Source organism: Geodermatophilus sp. SYSU D00815 (assembly GCF_054050035.1).
The window spans coordinates 463,417-484,287 of the sequence record NZ_JBJGYO010000001.1; the positions used below are offsets into that span (position 1 = coordinate 463,417).

Annotated in this window: 22 protein-coding genes; all 22 read right to left on the reverse strand. The window is 74.5% G+C overall.

Going from position 1 to position 20,871, the window contains the following annotated elements; translation table 11 throughout:
• Nucleotides 1–6 precede the first annotated feature (6 nt).
• The gene (locus tag ACI78S_RS02285) at nt 7–246 is read right to left on the reverse strand and encodes a hypothetical protein (protein ID WP_456970576.1); all 240 of its coding nucleotides are present in this window, start codon (nt 244–246) and stop codon (nt 7–9) included.
• Entirely contained in the window at nt 243–2,753 is a 2,511-nt protein-coding gene (locus ACI78S_RS02290; RefSeq protein ID WP_456970577.1) for a hypothetical protein, read from the reverse strand. The genes ACI78S_RS02285 and ACI78S_RS02290 overlap by 4 nt, the downstream gene beginning before the upstream one ends.
• The gene (gene flhA / locus ACI78S_RS02295; RefSeq protein ID WP_456970578.1) at nt 2,740–4,785 is read right to left on the reverse strand and encodes a flagellar biosynthesis protein FlhA; all 2,046 of its coding nucleotides are present in this window, start codon (nt 4,783–4,785) and stop codon (nt 2,740–2,742) included. The genes ACI78S_RS02290 and flhA overlap by 14 nt, the downstream gene beginning before the upstream one ends.
• Before the next feature lie 57 nt (nt 4,786–4,842).
• The gene (locus ACI78S_RS02300) at nt 4,843–5,985 is read right to left on the reverse strand and encodes an EscU/YscU/HrcU family type III secretion system export apparatus switch protein (protein WP_456970579.1); all 1,143 of its coding nucleotides are present in this window, start codon (nt 5,983–5,985) and stop codon (nt 4,843–4,845) included.
• Between the two features lie 30 nt (nt 5,986–6,015).
• Complete coding sequence (gene fliR / locus ACI78S_RS02305; protein ID WP_456970580.1) at nt 6,016–6,783, reverse strand: flagellar biosynthetic protein FliR; 768 nt, start codon at nt 6,781–6,783, stop codon at nt 6,016–6,018.
• Nucleotides 6,784–6,791: 8 nt separating this feature from the next.
• A complete protein-coding gene (gene fliQ / locus ACI78S_RS02310; protein ID WP_456970581.1) occupies nt 6,792–7,067 on the reverse strand; it encodes a flagellar biosynthesis protein FliQ in 276 nt (91 codons plus the stop codon).
• A gap of 2 nt (nt 7,068–7,069) precedes the next feature.
• On the reverse strand, nt 7,070–7,918 hold the full coding sequence (gene fliP, locus ACI78S_RS02315) for a flagellar type III secretion system pore protein FliP (RefSeq protein ID WP_456970582.1): 849 nt from the start codon (nt 7,916–7,918) through the stop codon (nt 7,070–7,072).
• Nucleotides 7,915–8,355 carry a FliO/MopB family protein gene (locus ACI78S_RS02320; RefSeq protein ID WP_456970583.1) on the reverse strand — a complete coding sequence of 147 codons (441 nt, stop codon included), beginning with the start codon at nt 8,353–8,355 and terminating at the stop codon, nt 7,915–7,917. Before ACI78S_RS02320 ends, fliP begins: the two co-directional genes overlap by 4 nt.
• Nucleotides 8,356–8,370: 15 nt before the next feature.
• Entirely contained in the window at nt 8,371–9,111 is a 741-nt protein-coding gene (gene fliN, locus ACI78S_RS02325; protein ID WP_456970584.1) for a flagellar motor switch protein FliN, read from the reverse strand.
• Nucleotides 9,108–10,055 (reverse strand): flagellar motor switch protein FliM, encoded by a 948-nt coding sequence (locus tag ACI78S_RS02330; protein ID WP_456970585.1) that lies wholly within the window; start codon nt 10,053–10,055, stop codon nt 9,108–9,110. The genes fliN and ACI78S_RS02330 overlap by 4 nt, the downstream gene beginning before the upstream one ends.
• 196 nt (nt 10,056–10,251) lie before the next feature.
• The gene (locus ACI78S_RS02335; RefSeq protein WP_456970586.1) at nt 10,252–10,728 is read right to left on the reverse strand and encodes a flagellar basal body-associated FliL family protein; all 477 of its coding nucleotides are present in this window, start codon (nt 10,726–10,728) and stop codon (nt 10,252–10,254) included.
• Between the two features lie 9 nt (nt 10,729–10,737).
• The gene (locus ACI78S_RS02340) at nt 10,738–11,631 is read right to left on the reverse strand and encodes a flagellar motor protein MotB (RefSeq protein WP_456970587.1); all 894 of its coding nucleotides are present in this window, start codon (nt 11,629–11,631) and stop codon (nt 10,738–10,740) included.
• A gap of 28 nt (nt 11,632–11,659) precedes the next feature.
• The gene (locus ACI78S_RS02345) at nt 11,660–12,430 is read right to left on the reverse strand and encodes a motility protein A (RefSeq protein WP_456970588.1); all 771 of its coding nucleotides are present in this window, start codon (nt 12,428–12,430) and stop codon (nt 11,660–11,662) included.
• A gap of 3 nt (nt 12,431–12,433) precedes the next feature.
• The gene (locus tag ACI78S_RS02350; protein WP_456970589.1) at nt 12,434–12,712 is read right to left on the reverse strand and encodes a flagellar FlbD family protein; all 279 of its coding nucleotides are present in this window, start codon (nt 12,710–12,712) and stop codon (nt 12,434–12,436) included.
• Nucleotides 12,713–13,094: 382 nt separating this feature from the next.
• On the reverse strand, nt 13,095–14,309 hold the full coding sequence (locus tag ACI78S_RS02355; protein WP_456970590.1) for a flagellar hook protein FlgE: 1,215 nt from the start codon (nt 14,307–14,309) through the stop codon (nt 13,095–13,097).
• 42 nt (nt 14,310–14,351) lie between these two features.
• On the reverse strand, nt 14,352–14,783 hold the full coding sequence (locus ACI78S_RS02360) for a flagellar hook assembly protein FlgD (RefSeq protein ID WP_456970591.1): 432 nt from the start codon (nt 14,781–14,783) through the stop codon (nt 14,352–14,354).
• A gap of 12 nt (nt 14,784–14,795) precedes the next feature.
• On the reverse strand, nt 14,796–16,226 hold the full coding sequence (locus ACI78S_RS02365; protein ID WP_456970592.1) for a flagellar hook-length control protein FliK: 1,431 nt from the start codon (nt 16,224–16,226) through the stop codon (nt 14,796–14,798).
• Nucleotides 16,223–17,158, reverse strand: a complete 936-nt coding sequence (locus ACI78S_RS02370) for a transglycosylase SLT domain-containing protein (protein ID WP_456970593.1) — start codon at nt 17,156–17,158, stop codon at nt 16,223–16,225. Before ACI78S_RS02370 ends, ACI78S_RS02365 begins: the two co-directional genes overlap by 4 nt.
• A complete protein-coding gene (locus ACI78S_RS02375) occupies nt 17,146–17,598 on the reverse strand; it encodes a flagellar export protein FliJ (RefSeq protein WP_456970594.1) in 453 nt (150 codons plus the stop codon). The genes ACI78S_RS02370 and ACI78S_RS02375 overlap by 13 nt, the downstream gene beginning before the upstream one ends.
• A gap of 52 nt (nt 17,599–17,650) precedes the next feature.
• On the reverse strand, nt 17,651–18,970 hold the full coding sequence (locus ACI78S_RS02380) for a FliI/YscN family ATPase (protein WP_456970595.1): 1,320 nt from the start codon (nt 18,968–18,970) through the stop codon (nt 17,651–17,653).
• Nucleotides 18,967–19,779, reverse strand: a complete 813-nt coding sequence (locus tag ACI78S_RS02385) for a FliH/SctL family protein (protein ID WP_456970596.1) — start codon at nt 19,777–19,779, stop codon at nt 18,967–18,969. The genes ACI78S_RS02380 and ACI78S_RS02385 overlap by 4 nt, the downstream gene beginning before the upstream one ends.
• Nucleotides 19,763–20,851: a flagellar motor switch protein FliG gene (gene fliG, locus ACI78S_RS02390; protein ID WP_456970597.1), complete on the reverse strand. Its 1,089-nt coding sequence runs from the start codon at nt 20,849–20,851 to the stop codon at nt 19,763–19,765. Before fliG ends, ACI78S_RS02385 begins: the two co-directional genes overlap by 17 nt.
• Between the last annotated feature and the right edge of the window lie 20 nt (nt 20,852–20,871).

Genomic DNA, 20,871 nt, shown 5'->3' on the forward strand with positions numbered 1-20,871 from the left:
GGCCGACTACGCGCCGGGCGAGGTCTCGACGACGGCGTCGGGCTCGCCCTCGGCCCGGGCGGTCGGCGTGGCGCGGGGCCTGCTCGCCCAGCGCAGCAGGGCGACGACGACGTAGCCGGCCAGCAGGCACCAGGGGAGGCGGGCGGTCATCTCCTCGACGGTGAGGTCGCCGCGCAGGTACATCGCCAGCAGCGGCAGGGCCAGCAGGCCGCCGACCCCGAGGACGTCCCAGCGCAGCGGGCTCATGCCTCGAGCGTCTCCAGCCGCTCGCAGAGCAGGGACGCCCAGCGGTGCGGCGTCGCCGGGACGCCGTCGAGGAGGGCCACGGGGGTGTCGATGCGGGCCAGCACGGCCGCCGGGTCGGCGGACAGGTCGCTGTCCTGCACCACGAGCGCGTCGACCCGCGGCAGCCCGTCGAGCCACTGCTCGAGGTCCTCGGGCTTGCGGGTGGCCTCGACGACCGCCCAGACCGCCGAGGGCGCCCAGATCGCCAGCATCTGCGACATCCAGTAGGTGTCGCTGCGCAGCGGCGCGTCGACCGCGACGATCGTCATGGTGCCGGCGCGGGCGGCGTCCGAGCGGCGGTCGATGGCGGCGTCGATGGTGGTCATCCGGCTGCTCTTGGGCGCCAGCGCGGCCAGGTCGCCGCGGGTCGCCCACTGCACGCGCTCGGGGTCCAGCCGCAGCGTGGCCGCGAGCGACCGCGCCGCGCGCAGCGTCTCCACCCCGGGACCGACCAGGAACAGCACCTCGCCGGGGCCGGTCGGCATCGCCGGCGCCACCGGCAGCCCACCGGCCAGCGCCTGCGTCAGCGCGGCGTAGGTGCCGGTCGTGGCGGCCGCCGCGGCGAACCGGTCGCCGAGCAGCTCGGCGGGGACGCCCAGGGCGGTGAGGCGCGCCGTCACGTCGTCGGCCGGGACGGCGGGAGCGGCCACCGGGGCCGCCGGGGCCGGGGCGGGCGCGGCGGTCCGGACCGGCGCGGGCGCCTCCTCCTCGACGCGGACGGCGGCGGTGGACTCGCGCACGGGGGTCTCCTCGACGGTGGGCTCGGCCGGCTCGACGTACTCGGCGTCGTGGAGCGGCGCGAAGGGCAGGCGCACCACCGTGGCCAGGGGAGCGGCCTTGGCGGCGGCCGGCATCGGCGCCGTCGTCGGCCCGGCCGGGCGCGCCGACGCCGAGGCGGCAGCCGGCGACGGCGCGGGGCGCGCCGGCGGCGGGACCGGGGGGAGTCCGCCGCGCCGGCCGGACAGCGGCGGCAGCAGCGACAGCGGCGACATGACGGTGGTGGCGTCCAGCGGCAGCGGGGCCGGGTCGCTGGCCGTGCGGGCGAGCGGGGGCATCGGCAGCTCCGCCGGCGCCTCCACGACCGGCGCCTCGACGACCGGCGCCTCCACGACCGGTGCCTCCACGACCGGCGCCTGGACGACGGGCTCCTCGACGACCGGAGCGGCCGCGGCGACGGGGGACGCGGCGGCCGGGCGGGCCGGCTCGTGCAGCACGACCTCGGCGAAGACGGGCTCCTCCGCGACGACGTCCGCGACGTCCTCCACGGCGTCCTCCGGCACGTCGACGGCGACGGTCGGCTCGTCGGCCGGATCGGTGGCCGGGTCGGTGGTCACGTCCTCGGCGATCGGGCCGAGGCCGGCGACGGCGGCGACCTCGGCGAAGAGCGGCTCGGCCGGCGTCGGCTCGCTCCGGACGGGGCGCTCGACGGCCGGGGCCGCGGGCTCGGCGGCCAGCGCGGCGGTGGGGGAGGAGCCAGCGAGCACGGTGCGCAGGAGGTCGGCCAGCGCCTCGTCGGACTGCCCCTGGGCCAGGGCCGCCCGCAGGACGTCGGCGATCGCCTCCTCGCGCGGCGACGTCGACGCAGGGGCCACCTCGACCGCGGGCTCCGGCGCGGGCGCGGGCTCGGCGGCCTCGGCCGCCCACGCCGGGAAGACCATCGGGCGCACCCCGGGGGACTGCTCCTCGTGCTGGTCCACCGGTTCCTCCTCCTGGTGCTGCGCACCCGGCTCCGGGTGCTCGGCACCCGACTGTGCTGTCTTCTCGGCCGCGCGGACGATCGCCGCCCAGTTCGGCCGGGCTGGTTCTCCGGCCCGCTCCTCGGCCGGCTCGGCGAGGGCGTCCTGCACCGCCTGGCGGACCTCGCGGTCCCCTGACACCATGCGCGCCAGCGCGGCCGTGAAGGGGGAGGGCGCCGGTGACTCGCCGGACGCGGGGACCACCGGTCCCTCACCGTCCGTCTCCACCCCGGGCCACTCCCGAACCTTGGACACCGGCTGGGGCGTGAACGTGCGGGTGGCCTTCGCGCCGGCCCGGGCCGCCGGCTCCACGGCGGCCTTCCTCGCGCTGTCGGCGGCCGCCCGCTGGAAGGTGCTGCGGGTGTACACGGGCACCGGCTCGGCCGGGGTGTCGCCGCCCAGCAGGCCGGCGAGCTCGTCGACCCGGTCGTCGTCGGTGGCGCCGCCGTCCTCGGTGGCCAGGCCCATCCGGGCGATGGAAGCCGCGGCGGCACGGGCCCGCTCCTCGAGCGAGGCGGCGGTCGCCGACGGCGCCGGACGGGTCGCCGGCCGGTCGGCGCGCGCCGGGGCCGACTCCGGGTCCACCTCGGCGATGTAGCGCTCGGTCGCGAAGAAGCCGAGCACGCCCCCCGAGCGCACCCGGCGCACGCCGACGACCCGCGCCGTCGGCCCGAACTGCTCCCGGGCAGCGGCGATGGCGTCGTCCCGCGACGCGGCCTCAACGGATCGCAACGGCACCGCTCACAACCCCCAGCGACTCGATCTGCGCTGTCCGGGACACCTCGGTGTAGGAGATCACCGGCAGCCTGGGCAGGACCTGGCGGATCAGCCGGGCCAGCGCGGCCCGGACCTGCGGGGAGCACACCAGGACGGGGGAGAGGCCCGACCGCTCGGCCTCCTCCAGCATCCCGGAGCAGCCGTGGACGAGGGCGTCCACGGTCCCGGCGTCGAGGGCGAGCACCTGGCCGCCGTCGGTCTGCCGGATCGACTCCAGCAGGCGCTGCTCGAAGGCCGGCTCGAGGGTCATCACGTGCAGCCGCTCGTCGGCGGTGACGTAGGGCTGGCTGATCGCCGAGCCGAGGGCCGCGCGCGCGGACTCGACCAGGCCGTCGAGGTCGGTGGAGGTCTTGGCCCGCAGGGAGAGCGCCTCGAAGATGCGCACCAGGTCGCGGATCGAGACGTTCTCCTCGAGCAGCGCGTGCAGCACCCGCTGGATCTCGCCCAGCGTGAGCAGGGTCGGGGTGAGCTCCTCGACGACGATCGGGTGTGACCGGCGGATCATCTCCACCAGCAGCTTGACGTCCTCGCGGCCGAGCAGGTCGGCGGCGTTCTGGCGGACCACCTCGGCCAGGTGGGTGGTGATGACCGAGGAGCGGTCGACGACGGTGGCGCCGGCCATCTCCGCCTGCCGCTGCAGCTCGATGGGCACCCACTTGGCCGGCAGCCCGAACACCGGCTCGCGGGTGGCCTTGCCGGGCAGCCCGTCGAGGTTGTCGCCGATCGCCAGCACGGTGCCGGCCGGGGAGATGCCCTTGGCCGCCGGCACGCCGTTGAGCCAGATGACGTACTGCGAGGCCGGCAGGTCGAGGTTGTCGCGGGTGCGCACCAGTGGGATGACCAGGCCGGTGTCCATGGCGACCTTCCGGCGCAGCGCCTTGACCCGGTCGAGCAGGTCGCCGCCGCGGGCGGAGTCGACCAGGTCGACCAGGTCGAAGGCCACCTCGAGCTCGAGCGGGTCGACCCGCATCTTCTCGGCGATGGCCTCGGGGGAGTCGGGCTTGGGCTCGTCCTCGATCGCGCGCGCCCGCGCCTCCTCCTCCGGGTCGACGACCGGGGCCTCCTTGATCCGCGCGGCCAGCACGAGGAAGACCGCGCCGATGACGAGGAACGGCAACTTCGGCAGGCCGGGGATCAGGCACAGCGCGACGGCGGCGCCGCCGGCGATGCGCAGCGGCTGCTTGGACCGGCCGAGCTGGCCGAGCAGGTCGGTGCCCATGTCGGCCTCGGAGGCCGAGCGGGTGACGATGATGCCGGTCGCGGTGGAGATGAGCAGGGCCGGGATCTGCGAGACCAGGCCGTCGCCCACGGTCAGCAGCGAGTAGGTGGTGACGGCGTCGCCCGGCGCCATGCCCAGCTGCATGACGCCGATCGCGAAGCCGCCGAGCAGGTTGATCAGCGTGATGATGATCGCCGCGATCGCGTCGCCCTTGACGAACTTCGACGCGCCGTCCATCGAGCCGTAGAAGTCGGCCTCGGAGGTGATCTCCTTCCGCCGCTTGCGGGCGGTCGCCTCGTCGATGAGGCCGGCGTTGAGGTCGGCGTCGATCGCCATCTGCTTGCCGGGCATGGCGTCGAGGGTGAAGCGGGCGCCCACCTCGGCGACGCGGCCGGCACCGTTGGTGATCACGATGAACTGGATGATCGTCAGGATCACGAAGATCACGAGGCCGACGATCAGCGAGCCGCCGATGACGAAGTGGCCGAACGCCTCGATCACCTGACCGGCGTAGCCGTCGGTGAGGACGAGGCGGGTGGAGGAGACGTTCAGCGCCAGCCGGAAGAGCGTGGCGATGAGGATCAGCGACGGGAAGACCGCGAAGTCCAGCGGCCGCTTGATCTGCATCGCGACGAGCAGGATCAGCAGCGACGCGGTGATGTTCAGCCCGATGAGCAGGTCGATCACCATCGCGGGCAGCGGGACGACCAGCATGAGCACGATCGCCACGACGCCGATCGGGACGGCGGCCTTGGACACCTTGCTCACGCCGTCCTACATCGGCAGGTCGGCGGGGGAGTGGTACCGGCCCCGGTGGGGCCGATCTCAGGCGGCGGTGCGGCGGCGGCCGGCCTTGGGCAGCCCCTCGACGTCCGGCGCCTCGAAGCCGGGCCGGTGGAAGCCGCCGACGACGCCGCGCGCGGACAGGTGCATGACGAAGGCGAGCACCCGGGCCACCGCGGTGAACAGCTGGGCCGGCACCTCCTGCCCGATGTCGCACGAGGCGTGCAGCGCCCGGGCCAGCGGGACGTCCTGGACCAGCGGCACCCGCGCGTCGGCGGCGATCTCGCGCAGCTTCGCGGCGATCACGTCGGCGCCCTTGGCGACCACCCGGGGCGCGCCCTTGTCGGGCTCGTACTTCAGCGCGACGGCGACGTGGGTGGGGTTGACCAGCAGGACGTCGGCCTCGCGGACGTCGCTCATCATGCGGTTGCGCGAGATCGCCATCTGCACCGAGCGGCGGTGCGCCTTCACGTGCGGGTCACCCTCGGACTGCTTGTGCTCCTGCTCGATCTCGTACCGGCTCATCCTGAGCTGCTTCATCGTGCGCATCCGCACGATGGCGTAGTCGGCCGCCGCGATGACCAGGCCGGTGACGGCGACGGCGCGCATCAGCAGGACGGCGGCGTCGGCGAACGTGGCCACGACCGTGGACAGCGGCATGGCGCCCGAGGCCGCGACCAGCCCCTCGACCCGGTCGCTGAGGGCGTAGACGACCGCACCGAGGACCCCGGTCTTGATCAGCGCCTTCGCCGACTCCCACAGGCCCTGCGCGCCGAACATCCGCTTGATGCCCTGGAGCGGGTTCATCTTCTTGAAGCTGGGCTTGAGCGCCTTGGTTGCGAAGAAGATGCCGCCCTGCGCGGCCGAGGAGGCGACGCCGACCAGCAGCAGGCTCAGGGCCAGCGGCAGCACCGTGGTGAGGAAGACGCCCAGCGCCTCGCCGAGCAGCGCGTCGACCGCCTCCACCCGCGGGCTGTCGGCCACCGACCGCACGTGGACGAACAGCGCCCGCACCTCGGTGAAGCCGTTCTCCACCAGCATGGGCAGCAGCACGCTGGCGGCCGCGACGCCCGCCCACGTCCCCAGCTCCGGGGTGCGCGCGACCTGCCCCTCCTTGCGCGACTCCTTGAGCCGCTTGGGAGTGGGCTTCTCGGTCTTCTCACCACCCGGTCCGTCCTTGGCCATCAGACGCTCCGCTCACGAAGGGGCACGTGATCACCCGCTCCGCAGCGAGACGATCGCGCGGGTGGCGTGCTCGAGGAGGGAGTCCACGGCCGCGGGCAGCAGCGGGAAGGCCAGGGCCAGCATCAGCAGGGTCAGGAAGATCTTCAGCGGGAAGTTGAGCGCGAAGATGTTCAGCGCGGGCGCGGCGCGGTTGAGCAGGGCGAGGGCGACGTCGGCGAGGAGCAGGACGGCCACCATGGGCCCGGCGATCTGCAGCGCGGCCAGGAACATCATCGAGAAGGCGGTGATCAGCACCTGACCCAGCTGCTCGGTGGGCACGTCGCCCCCGACCGGCAGGCCCTCGTACGAGGTGGCGAAGCCGCGGACCAGCAGCAGGTGGCCGCCGCTGGTGAACAGCAGGGCGGTGGCCAGCATGTGGTGCAGCCGGCCGATCGTGCTGTTCATCGACAGCGAGAGCGGGTCGTAGGCCGGCTGCAGCGAGAAGCCGCCGGTCATGTCGATGACGTTGCCGGCCAGCTGCACCGCGGAGAACAGCAGCTGCACGACGAAGCCGAGGCCCGCGCCGATGGCCACCTCCGTGACGGCGGCGACGACCAGGAACCCCGGGGTGATCGTGGCCGGCAGGCCCGGCGTGACCAGGTGCAGCAGGGCGACCGACAGGGCGAGCGCGAGCGCGCCCTTGACCGCCGCCGGCACGCCGCTGGAGTTGAACGGCGGGGCGAGCAGCACGAAGCCTGCCGCGCGGGCCGTGGCCAGCAGCAGGCCGGCCAGGGTGACCGCGGGGACCGTCAGGTCCATCGCCGTCCTCAGGTCTGCCCGAGCAGGCTCGGGAGCATGTCGAAGAGGTGCTCGGTGAACGAGACCATCTCCGAGAGCACCCAGTTCCCCGTGACCAGCAGGGCGATGGACACCGCGAGGACCTTGGGCACGAACGACAGCGTCTGCTCCTGGATCTGCGTCGCGGCCTGGAACAGCGAGATCGCGAAGCCGACCAGCAGCGCGGTCAGCAGCACGGGAGCGGAGACCTTGGCCGCCATCGTCATCGTCGCGACGGCGATCTCGGTCACCTGGGCGTCGCTCATCGCTACCCCGATCCGTAGGAGTGGACGAGGGCGGTGGTGATCAGCGCCCAGCCGTCGACGACGACGAACAGCAGGAGCTTGAACGGCAGCGACACGATCGACGGCGGGACCATCATCATGCCCATCGACATGAGCGCGGCGCTGACCAGCATGTCCAGCACCAGGAACGGGATGAAGACGACCAGCCCGATGATGAACGCGCTCTTGAGCTCCGAGAGGACGAACGCGGGGATCAGCGTGGTCATGCTGACCGCCTCCGGGGAGGCCGGGGCCTCCTCGCCGGAGAGCCCGACCATCAGCTGCAGCTCGTCCTCGCGGGTGTTGGCGAGCAGGAACTCCCGCAGGGGGACGACGCCGGCGTCGTAGGCCTGGCCGACGGTCATCTGCCCGTCCAGGTAGGGCTGCACGGCCACCTCGTTGATGTCCGAGAAGACCGGGCCCATCACGAACAGCGTGAGGAACAGCGCGATCCCGGTCATCACCTGGTTGGGCGGCGACTGGGCGAGGCCCAGCGCGTTGCGCACCAGCGACAGGACGATGACGATCTTGGTGAACGAGGTGCACAGCAGCAGCACCGACGGCGCCACCGACAGCACCGTGATCGCGAGGATCAGCGTGATCGAGGTGCTCGGGCTGCCGCCGCCGACGGAGATGTCGACGCCGCCGTCGACCGCCGGCGCCGTGGGGTCGACCGGCGCGGTGGGCGCGGTCGGTGCGGCCGGCGCCGCGTGCGCCGGGCCGGCCACCAGCAGCGCGATCCCGACGGCGACCAGCGTCAGCAGGAGGACCAGCGCCAGCCGGCGCCGCGCGGACAGCGGGCGCCGGGCAGCGAGCGTGCCCGGGGTGCTCACGAGCGCCGGACCGTCTTCTCGCGGAGCTCGTGGACGAACGACCCCCAGCCGTTGCGGTCGAACACCGTGCCGGCCAGCGCGCCGGAGGAGGCCCGTGCCGCCGGGACCGGGGCGGGCGCGAGCTCCTCGCCGCCGTCCTCGGTCGCCGGGGCGGCGTGCCGCGGCGCCTGCCGGGCGCGCACGGCGGCGTCCACGGTCTCGGGGTCGACCTCGGCGAGCAGGGTGACCTGCTCCTCCGTCGCCCCCACCACCAGGCAGGTGTCGCCGATGCGGACGACGTTGACCGTGCTGGCGCGGCCCATCCGCTGGCGGGCGACGACCTCGATGATGCCGTTGCTCGAGCCCAGGCCGCGCTTGCGGGCCAGGCGGGCGGCGAACCACAGGACGAGGCCGACGAAGGCCAGCGACAGGACCAGCCGCAGGACCATCCACGTCATGTCAGCGGGCCCTTCTCAGAGCGCTTCGGCCGCGTCGGTGACGATCTCGCTGATGCGCAGGCCGAAGTCCTCGTCGACGACGACGACCTCGCCGCGGGCGATGAGCGTCCCGTTGACCAGCAGGTCGGCCGGCGCGCTGGCGGCGCGGTCGAGCTCGACCACCTCGCCGGGGTGCAGCGAGAGCAGCTCCTGCACGGTCATGCGGGTGCGGCCGATCTCGACGGTGACCTCCATGGCCACGTGGCGCAGCAGGTCGAGGCTGCGCGAGCCGCCCGGCGCGGCGGCCGGCCGGGGCAGGTCGACCTGCAGCGCGAAGGTGGCCTGGTGCTCGCCGTCGGCGAGCAGCGGGACGGCGACGAACATGCCCTTGTCGCGCAGCCCGTCGAGGGCGGCGACCGGCTCCTCCACCCGCTCGGAGGCGATGCGGACGCGGCCGAGCGTCGCGGCCGCGGCCTCCAGCGCCGGGCGCAGCGCGGCGGCGACGTCCATCCTGCCCACGGGGGAGTTGGACAGCGCCTCGACGACGTCGGCGGAGACGACCAGGACGACGTCGCCGCTGACCTCGCCGGAGAGCCCGGCGGCGACCGCCGACGCGGCGGCCGCGGGGAGCGGGACGGTGTCGGGGTCGCTGACCGGGGAGCCGGGGACCAGCTCGCTGGTCGCGGGCACCAGCGCGGCCGCGGCACGCGCGGCCGCCGAGACCACCGCGGTGACGGTCTCGGTGTCGGAGTGCTCGGCGGTGCGGGGCGCGCTCATGCGGAGTCCTTCACGGATGCAGCGGGGGTGGGGACGATCGCGGCGGCCAGCCGGCGGCGGTGGTTGCTGGCGATCGCGTAGGCGAAGACGGCGTCGTTGGTGGTGACCTCGAGGGGGCTGTCGCGGGGGTGCCGCAGCAGCAGCACGTCCCCGACGGCCAGCGACAGCAGGTCCTCGGAGGAGACGCTCAGCGGCGCGAAGCGGACGCTGACGTCGACGGGGACGAGGTTCAGCCGGGCGGCGAGGGCCTCGGTGGCGCGCCGGCGCTTGCGCAGCGCCGACTCCGACAGCTGCGGCGAGGCGGCGTTGTTGAGCGCAGGCGCGAACGAGGAGAACGGCAGCACCAGGGTGGCCGTGCCCTCGCGCTGGCCGATGGCCATGGAGAACGAGGCCACCATGACGGTGTCCGAGCCCGCCGCGGCCTGCGCCAGCTGCGGGTTGTACTCGATGCTGTCGACCTCGGGGTGCACGGGGCTGATCGGCGCGAACGCGGCGGCGAACTCGTGCAGCAGCCGGCCGAGCAGGTGGCCGTGGATCGCGCTCTCCATGCCGGTCATCGGCCGGTTCGGCTGCTCCGCCGTCCCGGAGCCGCCGAGCATGTGGTCGACGGTGGCCATGGCCATGTCGAGGGGGTAGGCGAGCATCCCCTTGCCGGCCAGCGGCTCGATGGTGAAGGTCGCGATGAAGGTCGGCTCGGGCAGCGTCGCGACGTAGTCGTCGTACGAGAACTGCTCGATGCCGGCGAGCTCCATGCGGGCGCCGGCGCGCAGCATCGACGTGAGGTGGGTCGTCGCCTGGCGGGCGAACGCCTCCTGCGCGATCTGCAGGACCCGGACGTGCTCGCGGGAGAGCTTCGTCGGCCGGCGGAAGTCGTACGTGCGGGGCTCGTGCCGCTTGGTGCGTGAGCCCAGGGCCTGCGACGTGGGGCCCGTCCCGGGGGTCACGGCCCCGGGGGCGGCTCCGGTCTCGGGTGGGGTCACGTCCCCCGTCATCGGCGGGGGTGCCGGGCACCCTGACGGCTGGCGGGAGTTGCCGTCGACCCGCGTGAGTGCTGTGACGAGTGGGGTCACGATGTGCGCGAAGTGCCAGTCCCGGCGTCCGGAACTGGCACTTCGCGCACGAGGGGGAGCGGGGGCGTCGTTACTGGGTGACGTACTCCGTGAAGTAGATGCCCATGACCATCTCGACGCCGTCCTCGGTGTAGGCCTCGACGATCTTCTGCTCGAGGGCCTCCTTGAGCGCGTCCCGGGCCCCGGTCACGTCCGCCGGGTCGGCCTGGCTGTAGGTGGAGATGATCAGGTCGTAGGCCTTGGAGCCGTCGACGCCGCCGCTGCCGTGACCGCCGCTGGCGGCGTCCGCGGTGTACTCCAGCGTGATCCCGATCTTGAGGTAGCCGCCGCCGGCCAGGTTGACGGCGATCGGCTCCAGCGCCGTGTACCCGCCGTGCACCGGCTCGGCGGCCTCGGCCTCGCCGCTGCCCGAGAACAGGAAGAAGTACGCCGCGGCACCGGCGGCCACGAGCGCGGCCACCGCGACGAGCAGCAGCTTCTTGCCGCCGCCCTTCTCCTCGGTCTCCTTGTCGCCGGCGGCGCCGTCGGTCTTCGGCTTGTCTGCCATGTCTTGCTCCTAGTTGCCGTTCGCGGCGTCGAGTGGGGCCAGCTGCGCGTTGGCCTCGGCCGAGGCGGTGGACACCACGACGATGTCCACGCGGCGGTTGACGGTGACCGCCGTCGGGTCGGTGTCCGGCACCAGCGGGCGGGTGTCGGCGTACCCGGTGGCCGAGACCTTGCCGGCGGGCAGCCCGCGGCTGAGCAGGTGGCGCACCACGGCGGTCGCCCGGTCGGTGGAGAGCTCCCAGTTCGACGGGTACGGCCCGCCGGGGGTGACCGGGATCGAGTTGGTGTGCCCCTCGACGCGGACCTGGTTGGGCAGACCGGTCAGCGTGGGGGCGAGGGCGTTGAGCACCCGGATGCCGTCGGCCCGCAGGGCCGCCGACTCCGCGTCGTACAGGACGCCGTCGGAGATCACGTGCACGACCAGCCCGCGCTCGTCGATCTCGTACTGGGCGGCACCGGCGTAGCCGGCCGCGGTCAGCGCCGCGTCGATCGCGTCGCGGGCGGCGGCGAGCTCGTCGTAGGCGGCGGCCGCCTCGGCCTGGACCTGCTCGGAGCGCTCGAGGGCGGCCTGGGCGGCCGCGGCGTCCACCTCGGCGTCGGAGACCGTCGGGTCGGGCGGGATGGCGGAGGCGATGTCGATCGCCCCGGGCAGCCCGTCGAGCACCGAGCCCTCCGGCGTGGGACCGGGCTGCACGGTGATCGGCCCGCCGAACGCATCGGCCATGCCCTTGGCCAGCGCGGCGAACTTCTGCTCGTCCACCTTGCTCATCGCGAAGAGCACCACGAAGAGCACGAACAGCAGCGTCATCATGTCGAAGCCGGACACCAGCCACCGCTCGTGGTTCTCGTGCTCCTCGTGCTCCTCGTGCTTCTTGCCTCGGCGGCGGCCGTGACCGCTGCTCACGAGGCGCCGCGGACGGTCATGGACGGGGTCATGCCGCCTCCTTGGCGACGGCGCTCGGCGGCACGAGCGAGGTCAGCTTGAGCCGGACGGCCCGGGGGCTGGTGCCCGCCTGGATCTCGGTGATGCCCTCGACGAGCAGCTCCATCTGCGCGGCCTGCAGCTCGCTGACCCGGAGGATCTTGGCGCCCATCGGCAGGAACCAGAAGTTGGCCGCCATGACACCCCACAGCGTGGCGATGAACGCCGCGGAGACCATCGGGCCGAGCGTCTCCGGGTCGTTCAGGTTGCCCATGACGTTCATCAGGCCGACGATGCAGCCCAGGATGCCGATGGTCGGCGCGTAGCCGCCCATGCTGTTCATGAACTTGGCGGCGACCTTGTCCTCGGCCTTCTTGGCAGCGATCTCGCTTTCCAGGACCGTTCGGAGCTCCTCCGGATCGGTGCCGTCGATGCCCATCTGCAGGCCCTTGCGCAGGAACTCGTCATCGATCTGCTTGACCTGGGCCTCCAGCGCGAGCAGGCCCTCCTTGCGGGCCTTCTCGGCGAGGGTGACCAGCGTCTGGATCTGCTCGGTCGGCGGCGGCACCTTCGCCGGCAGCACGGCCATCTTGAACCAGCTGCCGACCTTCTTCAGATCGTCCAACGTCTGGCTGGCCGCCGCCGCACCGAAGGTCGCGATGATGACCAGGACGATCGCCGGCAGGAAGATCAGCGCTGTCGGGGAGACGCCCTCGAGGATCATGAAGACGATCAGCGCGACGACGGAGATGCCGAACCCGATCAAGGTGGCGGGATCCATGGGTCAGCGCTCCTCTCGGTTCGGGAAGGGCACGACCGAGCCGGCGTCCCCGGCCTCGGGAGCGGGCGCGCGGTAGACGCCGCGGTCCATCTCGTACGAGGTGGCGAGGATGCTCGCCCGGTACTCGCGGATCTCCTGCAGCACTTCGTCCACGCTCTCCCGCACGACGTACTTGGTGCCGTCGACCAGGAACGCCACCGTGTCGGGGTGTGCCTCGACCCGCTCGATCAGGTCGGGGTTGAGCGCGAAACCCTCGCCGTTGAGGCGCGTCACACGGATCACGGTGGGTCCTCTGCTCTCCGGACAGCCCCTCTCCGGGGCACGAATGGCACTCTCCGTATCGGCTCGCGAACGCTCAGTCTTGAGCCGAACGGGCTGCTCACCCCGTCGGGGTGGCCCCGGCGGGGGGCGCCCGCCGGACGCCGGACGGCCCGGTCGCCGTGGGGACGACCGGGCCGTCGGGTCACGCGCGGCCGGGGGGTGCCGCGCCTGAGGGACGGCGCCGACGGGGGGATCGGCGCCGGTGGCTCCGCTGCCGCGAGCCGGGTGTCGTGCTCGAGCGGCCCCGCTGGAGGAGCCCGCGCCGAGCCGGCGACGTGCTGGAGCGGCCCCGCTGCAGGGTCCCCCCGCGAGCCTGCGAGCGGCGGGGGGCAGCGGGGTCCTCCTACTTCATGTTGACCAGCGTCTGGAGGATCTCGTCCGAGGTCGTGATCACCTTGCTGTTCGCCTGGAAGCCGCGCTGGGCGACGATCAGCCCGGTGAACTCCTCGGAGAGGTCGACGTTCGACATCTCCAGCGCGCCGGCGGAGAGCGTGCCGCGGCCGCCCGTCCCGGCGGTGCCGACCAGCGGGTTGCCGGAGTTGTCGCCGACCCGGTAGGAGCTGTTGCCGGCCTTGGTCAGGCCGCTCGGGTTCGCGAAGGTCGCCAGGGCGAGCTGCCCGATGGGCTTGCGCAGGCCGTTGGAGAAGATGCCGGTGATCGTGCCGTCGTTGCCGAGGGCGAACGACTCCAGCGTGCCCAGGGCCGAGCCGCTGTTCACCGTGGTGGTCGCGGTCACCGTCGCCTTGCCGCCGAACTGGGTCACCTTGGACAGGTCGATGTTCAGCGGGCCCCAGCCCGCCGTGGCCGGGAGGACCTGGTCGGCGACCGGGGTGATGTAGCCGGTGCTGCCGAAGGTGACGGTGGGCAGCGGCGCGGACACCAGCGACGTCGCGCCGTCGAGCACGTCGACGCTCCACTCGTTGGCCACGGCGGTCTTGGTGAAGACGTAGCTGACCTCGTGGGCGTTGCCCAGGGCGTCGTACATGGTGATCTGGGTCTGGAAGGCGTCGCCGTCGACCGCGTCGGCGGGGAGGTTGCCGGCGGCCGCGCCCCCGGTCGTCGCGACGGGGGCGACCACCTGCCCGTACGGGATGGACAGGTTGCCGATCGGGCCGTTGGGGTTGATCGTGCCGTCGGCCTCGGCCATCCAGCCCTGCAGGATGCCGCCGTCGGGGGTGACGAGGTTGCCCACGCCGTCGAAGTCGAACGACCCCGCCCGGGTGTAGAGCGTCTCGTTGCCCACGGCGGTCATGAAGAAGCCGTCGCCGCTGATCATGAAGTCGGTCGAGCGGCCGGTGTTCTGGGTGGAGCCCTGGCCGAAGTTGGTGGTGATGCCGGCGACCTTGACGCCGAGCCCGACCTGGGCGGGGTTGGTGCCGGCGGTGTCCTGGGTCGGCGCCGACCCGTTGCGCAGGACCTGCGAGAGCGTGTCCTCGAAGACGGTCGAGCTGCTCTTGAAGCCGACGGTGTTGACGTTGGCGATGTTGTTGCCGACGACGTCCATCTTCGTCTGGTGGGCGCGCAGGCCGGAGATGGCGGAGAACATCGAACGGAGCATGGGGAGGAACTCCTCGCTGGGGGTCGGTGCTGGGGGGAGGGGTCAGGAGGTGGCGGGCTGCTTGATCTCGGTGATGCGGCCGACCGGGACGGCCACGCCGCCCACTACGACCTGCGCCTCGCTGTCGTCGCCGGACAGGCGGACGGACGTCACCACGCCGGTCTTGGTCGTGCCGTCGGCGTCGGTGTAGCCGACCGTGCGCCCGACCATCGCGCCGGCGCTGAGCGTGCGCTGCATGGCCAGCGCCGACGCGTTCTGGGTGGTCAGCTCCTCGAGCTTCTCCACCTGGGTGAACGCGGCGGTCTGGGACATGAACTGGGTCGGGTCCGTGGGGTTGCTCGGGTCCTGGTAGCGCATCTGGGCGACCAGGAGCTTGAGGAACGTGTCCTTGTCCATCTGGTCGCCGCGGTCGACCGAGGTCGTGGCGGTGTAGGTCGCCTGCGTGCCGGTCGTCCCGCTCACCGGGGTGGTCATCGTGCCTCCGTCTCAGACGCGCACGTCCACGCCCTGCAGCGCGGACGACGAGGTGGGGGCCGGGCCGGGGCGGTCCGGGCCGAGGTCGGGGGAGCGCAGCCACGAGGCCGTGCGGGGCTCGCCGCGGTGCTGCGGCTGCTGCTGGGAACCCTGCTGGCCCTGCTGCTGCGCGGTCCACGCCCCGCCGGTGTCGCGGGAGACGTCGAGCCGCGCCGGGGTGACGCCGGCGCCCTGCAGGTCGCGGCGCAGGTCGGGCAGCGCCTCGAGCAGCGCCGCGCGGCCGTGCTCGTGCGCACCGGTCAGGGTCAGGTCGACGGCGTCGCCGCGCACGGTCACCTGCACCTGCACCGGGCCGAGGTTCTCCGGCGTCAGCACCACGGTCATGGTGTGCACGCCGTCCGGCCGGCTGGCCAGGACGGCGACCGGCTGGCTGAGCTGGGCGCTCACCGGGGGCTGGCCGCCCGGGGCCGGGGCGGTGGAGGGGGCCGCGGGGGCGGCCGACGCCGTCGGCTGCGCGGCGGCCGGGCCGGTCACGACCGGCGACGGCTGCGGGACCCCCGCGTCGCCGGGGGTGGGCCGGCCGGAGCCGCCGGTGCCCGCGGCGAGCGAGCCGCCGTCGGTGGTCGCCGCGGGGAGCTCGGCGCCCGGGACCGCCCCGGCCGTCGGGGCGGCGGCCGCGTCCGTGGTGGCGGTGCCCGGGACGTCGACGGGCGGGAGCCCGGTGGGCGGTGCGGCCGGTGCGGGTGCGGCGCCCGCCGGAGCAGTCACCACGGTCAGCGCGTCGAGCACCGCGGCGGTCGCCGGCGGCAGCGCGGTCCCCGCCGGCACCGGTGCGCCGGCGGGAGCCGTCGGCGGGGTCGGCGCGGGGGGTGCCGGTGCGGGCGTCGCCGCGGGGGCGGCGAGGTCGGGGAGGGCCGCGGGGTCGGCGGGGGCGCTCGCCGGGAGCGACTGGCCGGCGGTGGGCGCCGGGGGGACGGGGAGCGAGGGCCCGGCCGCGGCGGGGCCGTCGCCGAGCGCCGGCACGGCGGTCGGGGTGCCGGTCGCCGGCGCCGCGGTGCCGACGGCCCCCTGGAGGAGCAGCGCCCACGCGGCGGCCGCGGGGACGGTCGCGGCGGCCTGGTCGGCGGCGCCCGCCTCCGCCGCGGCGACGGCGGCGTCGTCGGCCGGCTCGCGGGGGCCGTCGGCGCGACCGGGCCCGTCGGCGCGGCCGGGCTCGCCGGCGTCGTCCGGCTCGGGGGCGGGACGGGCGTCGGCCCGGTCCTGGCCGCGCCCGCCGTCGCGCTCCACGCCGCGGTCGGCGGCCGGCGCGCGCTCCGGGCGCCCGGCGGAGAGCGCGCCGTCCAGCGCCGAGGCGAAGGCGGCGCCGTCGCCGGACGAGCGGTCGCCGCCCGCGGAGGGCGTGGACCGGGGCGCCGGCGCGGTCGGCATCACCGGGGTGGTCATCGGTAGGCCTCCGCCTTGGTCATGACGGCGCGGACGTAGTTCTGGGTCTCGCTGAACGGCGGGATGCCGCCGTACCTGCGCACGTTGCCGGGGCCGGCGTTGTACGCGGCCAGCGCGAGCTCGGTGGAGCCGAACTGCGCGGTGAGGCTCGACAGGTAACGGGCCGCGCCGTCGACCGCGGACGCCGGGTCGAAGGCGTCGACGCCGAGGCCCTTGGCGGTGGCGGGCATGAACTGCATGAGGCCCTGTGCGCCGGCGGGCGAGACCGCGCGCGGGTCGAAGCCCGACTCCTGCGACGCCACGGCGGCCAGCAGGGAGGCGTCGACCCCGTGGCGGGCGGCGGCGCTGGTGAAGAGGTTGGCGTAGGGCACCCCGGCCAGCGACGCGCCCGACGCGGCGGCCGCGGCCTGCTCGGGCAGGACGCGGCGGATCACGGTCGGGTTGCCGACGGCCTGGACCTTGACCACCTCGCCCTCCTGGGGCGCGGCGATCATCTGGCCGTTGCCGATGTAGATGCCGACGTGGTCGACACCCGGCCGCGACGAGCTATTGTCGAAGAACACCAGGTCGCCGGGGCGGGCGTCGGCGAGCGAGGCGACCGCCCGGCCGGTGGTCGCCTGCTGCGAGGAGGTGCGCGGCAGGTCGATGCCCAGGTTGCCGAACACGAGCTGGGTGAAGCCGGAGCAGTCCAGGCCCTGCGACGGGTCGGTGCCGCCCCACAGGTAGGGCACGCCCAGGTACTTCATGGCCTCGCCGACCACGCCCCGCTCCGACGCGGTGCCGGCGCTGCCGGTCGCGGAGGCGGAGCCGGTGCCCGTCAGCCCGGCCGCCGCGGCGGCCGACGCCCAGCCGGTGCTGCCCGTCCGGGTGCCGACGACGAACCGCGTCTGGATCTCCGCGATGCGGGTCTGCACCGCGCTCAGCCCCTCCACGGCACCTCCTCGGTGCGCGGGCGGGCGGCGCGGCCGGTGACGAGGTCGTCCACGGCTCTCTCCTCGGCAGCCTGCTCGGCCAACCGGATCGCGGCGGCGTGCCGATCCCGGAGCCGCTCGAGCGCCTTGGTGCGCTGGGCGGCCGCCGTCCACCTCCGGCGCACCAGTTCGGCCTGCTCGGCGGTGGCGGTGGCCAGCGCGCGCTGCGCGGCGGCGTCCTCGGCGGCCAGCCGCTGCAGGGCGAGCGCGGCCAGGAAGGCGCCGGCGGCCGACGAGGCGGGCAGGCGGGCCGCAGCGACGGCGGTCTCGCGCTCGGTGGCCCGCAGGTCGGCGTCGGCGGCGGCCTGCGCGGCCTCGGCGGCGGCGAGGGCGGCGGCGCGCTCCTGGGTGCGGCGCAGCTCCAGGACCGGCTGCAGCCGGAAGGCGGCGCGCTTGGCCATCAGCCCGCCGTCCCGGTCGTGCGGCGCACGGGCACCCGCTCGGTCACGCGGCTCACGCGCCGACCTGGGCCGTGACGATGCGGTGCAGCATCGACCAGGCGTCCTCGGCCGCCGTCAGCTCACCGGTCGGCTGCTGCAGGAAGGCGTCGATGACCGGCGCCAGCTGCCGTGCCCGGTCGACCAGCGGGTCGCTGCCGGCCTGGTACGCGCCGATCTCGATGAGCTCCTTGGCGTCGCGCAGCGCACCCATGAGCCGGCGCACCTCGCGCGCGTCGGCCATGCGGTCGGGCGGGACGACGGCGCCGGCGACCCGGGAGATCGACTCCAGGACGTCGATGGCGGGGAAGTGGCCCGTGGTGGCCAGCTTGCGGGTCAGCACGATGTGCCCGTCGAGGATCGACCGCGCGGTGTCGGCGATGGGCTCGTTGTGGTCGTCGCCCTCGACCAGCACGGTGTAGAGCCCGGTGATCGAGCCGGTGGCGCCGGTGCCGGCCTTCTCCAGCAGCTTCGGCATCATCGCGAAGACGCTCGGCGGGTACCCGCGGGTGGCCGGCGGCTCGCCCGCCGACAGGCCGACCTCCCGCTGCGCCATGGCGGTGCGGGTGATCGAGTCCATGAGCAGCAGCACGTCGCGGCCCTGGTCGCGGAACGCCTCGGCGATCCGGGTGGCCACGAAGGCGGCCTTGAGCCGCACCAGCGGCGGTTCGTCGGAGGTGGCGACGACGACGACGGTGCGCGCCATCCCCTCCTCCCCAAGGTTCTCCTCGAGGAACTCGCGCACCTCGCGGCCGCGCTCGCCGATCAGGCCGATCACGCGCACGTCGGCGTCGGTGCCGCGGGTGATCTGCGACAGCAGCGTGGACTTGCCGACGCCGGAGCCGGCGAAGATGCCCAGCCGCTGGCCCTTGCCGCACGGCACGAGGGTGTCGAGGGCGCGCACGCCGAAGGCCAGCGGCTGGTCGACCCGCGTCCGCGACAGCGCGTGCGGCGTCTCGCTGGACAGGTCGACGTAGGAGACGCCGGTCCCCAGCGGCCGGCCGCCGTCGACCGGCCGGCCGAGCCCGTCGAGCACGCGGCCGAGCAGGCCGGGGCCGACCGGCACCTGCAGCGGCATCCCGGTGGCCCGCACCGGCGCGCCGGCGTGCACGCCGGACAGGTCGCCCAGCGGCATGCAGGTGAGCCGGTCGCGGGCGACGGCGACCACCTCGGCCAGCAGCGCCCGGCCGGTGCCGGGGTCGACCTCGACCAGGTCGCCCACCGCGGCGACGACGCCGTCGACCGACAGGGTCAGGCCCATGGCGCCGACCACGCGGCCGGTGACCTGCGGCCGGGCCGCGGCCCGCGCCCGGGGGAGCAGCGCGGCGAGCGTCACAGGGCGAGCACCGCCTGGACCCGCTCCACCGCGGCGGAGAGCTGGGCGTCGATGCGCTGCAGGCCGGTCTCGGCGACCGCGCCGGCCCGCTCGACCGACGGGTCGCCGGTCACCGTGACCGTCGCGGGCAGCGCGGCGAGCGCCTCATCGGGGATCTCGGCGAGGTCGTCGGGGTGCACGCGGACGACGACGGGGGCGTCCGCCGGCGCGAGGGTGAGCGCGCGCCGGACGGCGTCGAGGCCGGGTGACTCGGCCAGCGCCAGCTCCCGGCCGAGCAGGTCCTCCACCAGCGTGACGACGGCGGTGAGGACGGAGTCGCGGATGTCCTCGGCGACCGGCACGGCCGCCTGGTCCAGCCGGGTCACCGCGGCGCCCAGCGCGGCGGTGGCCGACACCAGCCGGCGCTCCCAGCGGGCCTGCACCTCGGCCAGCCGCTCGGCGGCCGCCCGCTCGGTCTGCGCCACGACCTCCTCGGCCGCCGCGAGGCCCTCGGCGTGCCCGACGGCGAAGCCCTCGGCCCGCGCCTGCTGGCGCAGCCGCTCGAGCTCCTCGGCGTAGACGTCGCCGAGCCGCAGGGTGGGCCGGCCGGCCGGCGGCCCGTCCGGCACGGGCTGGTCGGCCGCCCGCCGGATCGTCGTCCGCCGGTCGGTGGGGGACGGGCCGACCTCCGCGTAGGCGACCGGGCCGTCGGACGGGGCGGGCGCCGGCGCGCTGCGCGGGGAGGGGACGGCGTCGCGGTAGGACACCGCCCGGGCCGCCGACGCCCCGCGCAGCAGCGTCCCCGTGCGGGCCTCAGGAGACGAAGTCATCCTCGCCTCCCCGGCTGATCGTCAGCACGCCCTGCTCCTCGAGGGTGCGGATGACGCCGACGACCTTGCCCTGGGCCTCCTCGACCGTGCGGGTGCGGACCGGCCCGAGCAGCTCGATCTCCTCGAGCAGGTTCTCGGCGGCGCGCTCGGAGAGGTTGCGCACCACCTTGTCCCGGACGTCGGGGCGCACGCCCTTGAGGGCGGTGGCCAGGTCGTTGGCCTCCACCTCGCGCAGCACCAGCTGCAGGGAGCGGTCGTCGATCGTGACGATGTCCTCGAAGACGAACATCTGCGCCCGGACCTGCTCGGCGAGCTCGGGGTCGGTGCTGTCCAGCCACTCGAGGATGGAGCGCTCGGTGGGCCGCGGGGAGCGGTTGATGATCTCCACCAGGGTCTCCACGCCACCGACGGTGGTCATGTCCTGGTGCGCCAGCAGCGAGCCCATCCGGCGGCCGAGCTCCTCCTCGACCAGGCGGACCATCTCCGGGCTGGTGCGGTCCATGGTGGCGATGCGGTGGGCGACCTCGGCCTGCTGCTCGGGCAGGAACCCGGAGAGCACCTCGGCCGACTGGGCCGCGGTCAGGTGGGCGAGCACCAGCGCGATCACCTGCGGGTGCTCGTCCTTGAGGAAGGTGACCAGCTGCCGCACGTCGGCGTTGCGCAGCGAGGCGAACGGCACCTCGGTGTAGACGACGTTGAGCCGCTGCAGGATGCCGTCGGCCTTCTCCTCGCCCAGGCCGGCGGCCAGGATCTCGCGCGCGAAGTCGACGCCGCCGCGGCCGATGAAGCGCTGCGCGGTCATCATCTGGTGGAACTCGCTGAGCACGCCGTCGACGTCCGCGGGCTCCACGGTGTTGAGCCGCATGAGCTCGCGGGTGATCGACTCGACCTCGCGCGGGCGGAGCTTGGACAGCAGGACGCCGGCCTCCTCCTTCGACATCTGCGCGAGGAAGACGGCCGCCTTGCGCAACCCGGGCAGCTCCGGGCGCGCGGGTGCGGCCGGGGTGGTCGGCGCGGGCAGGTTGCTGCCCGCGCCGAGCCCGACGAGCTGCTCGACCGACGCGATGCTCATGCCTGGCCCTCCCGGTCGTG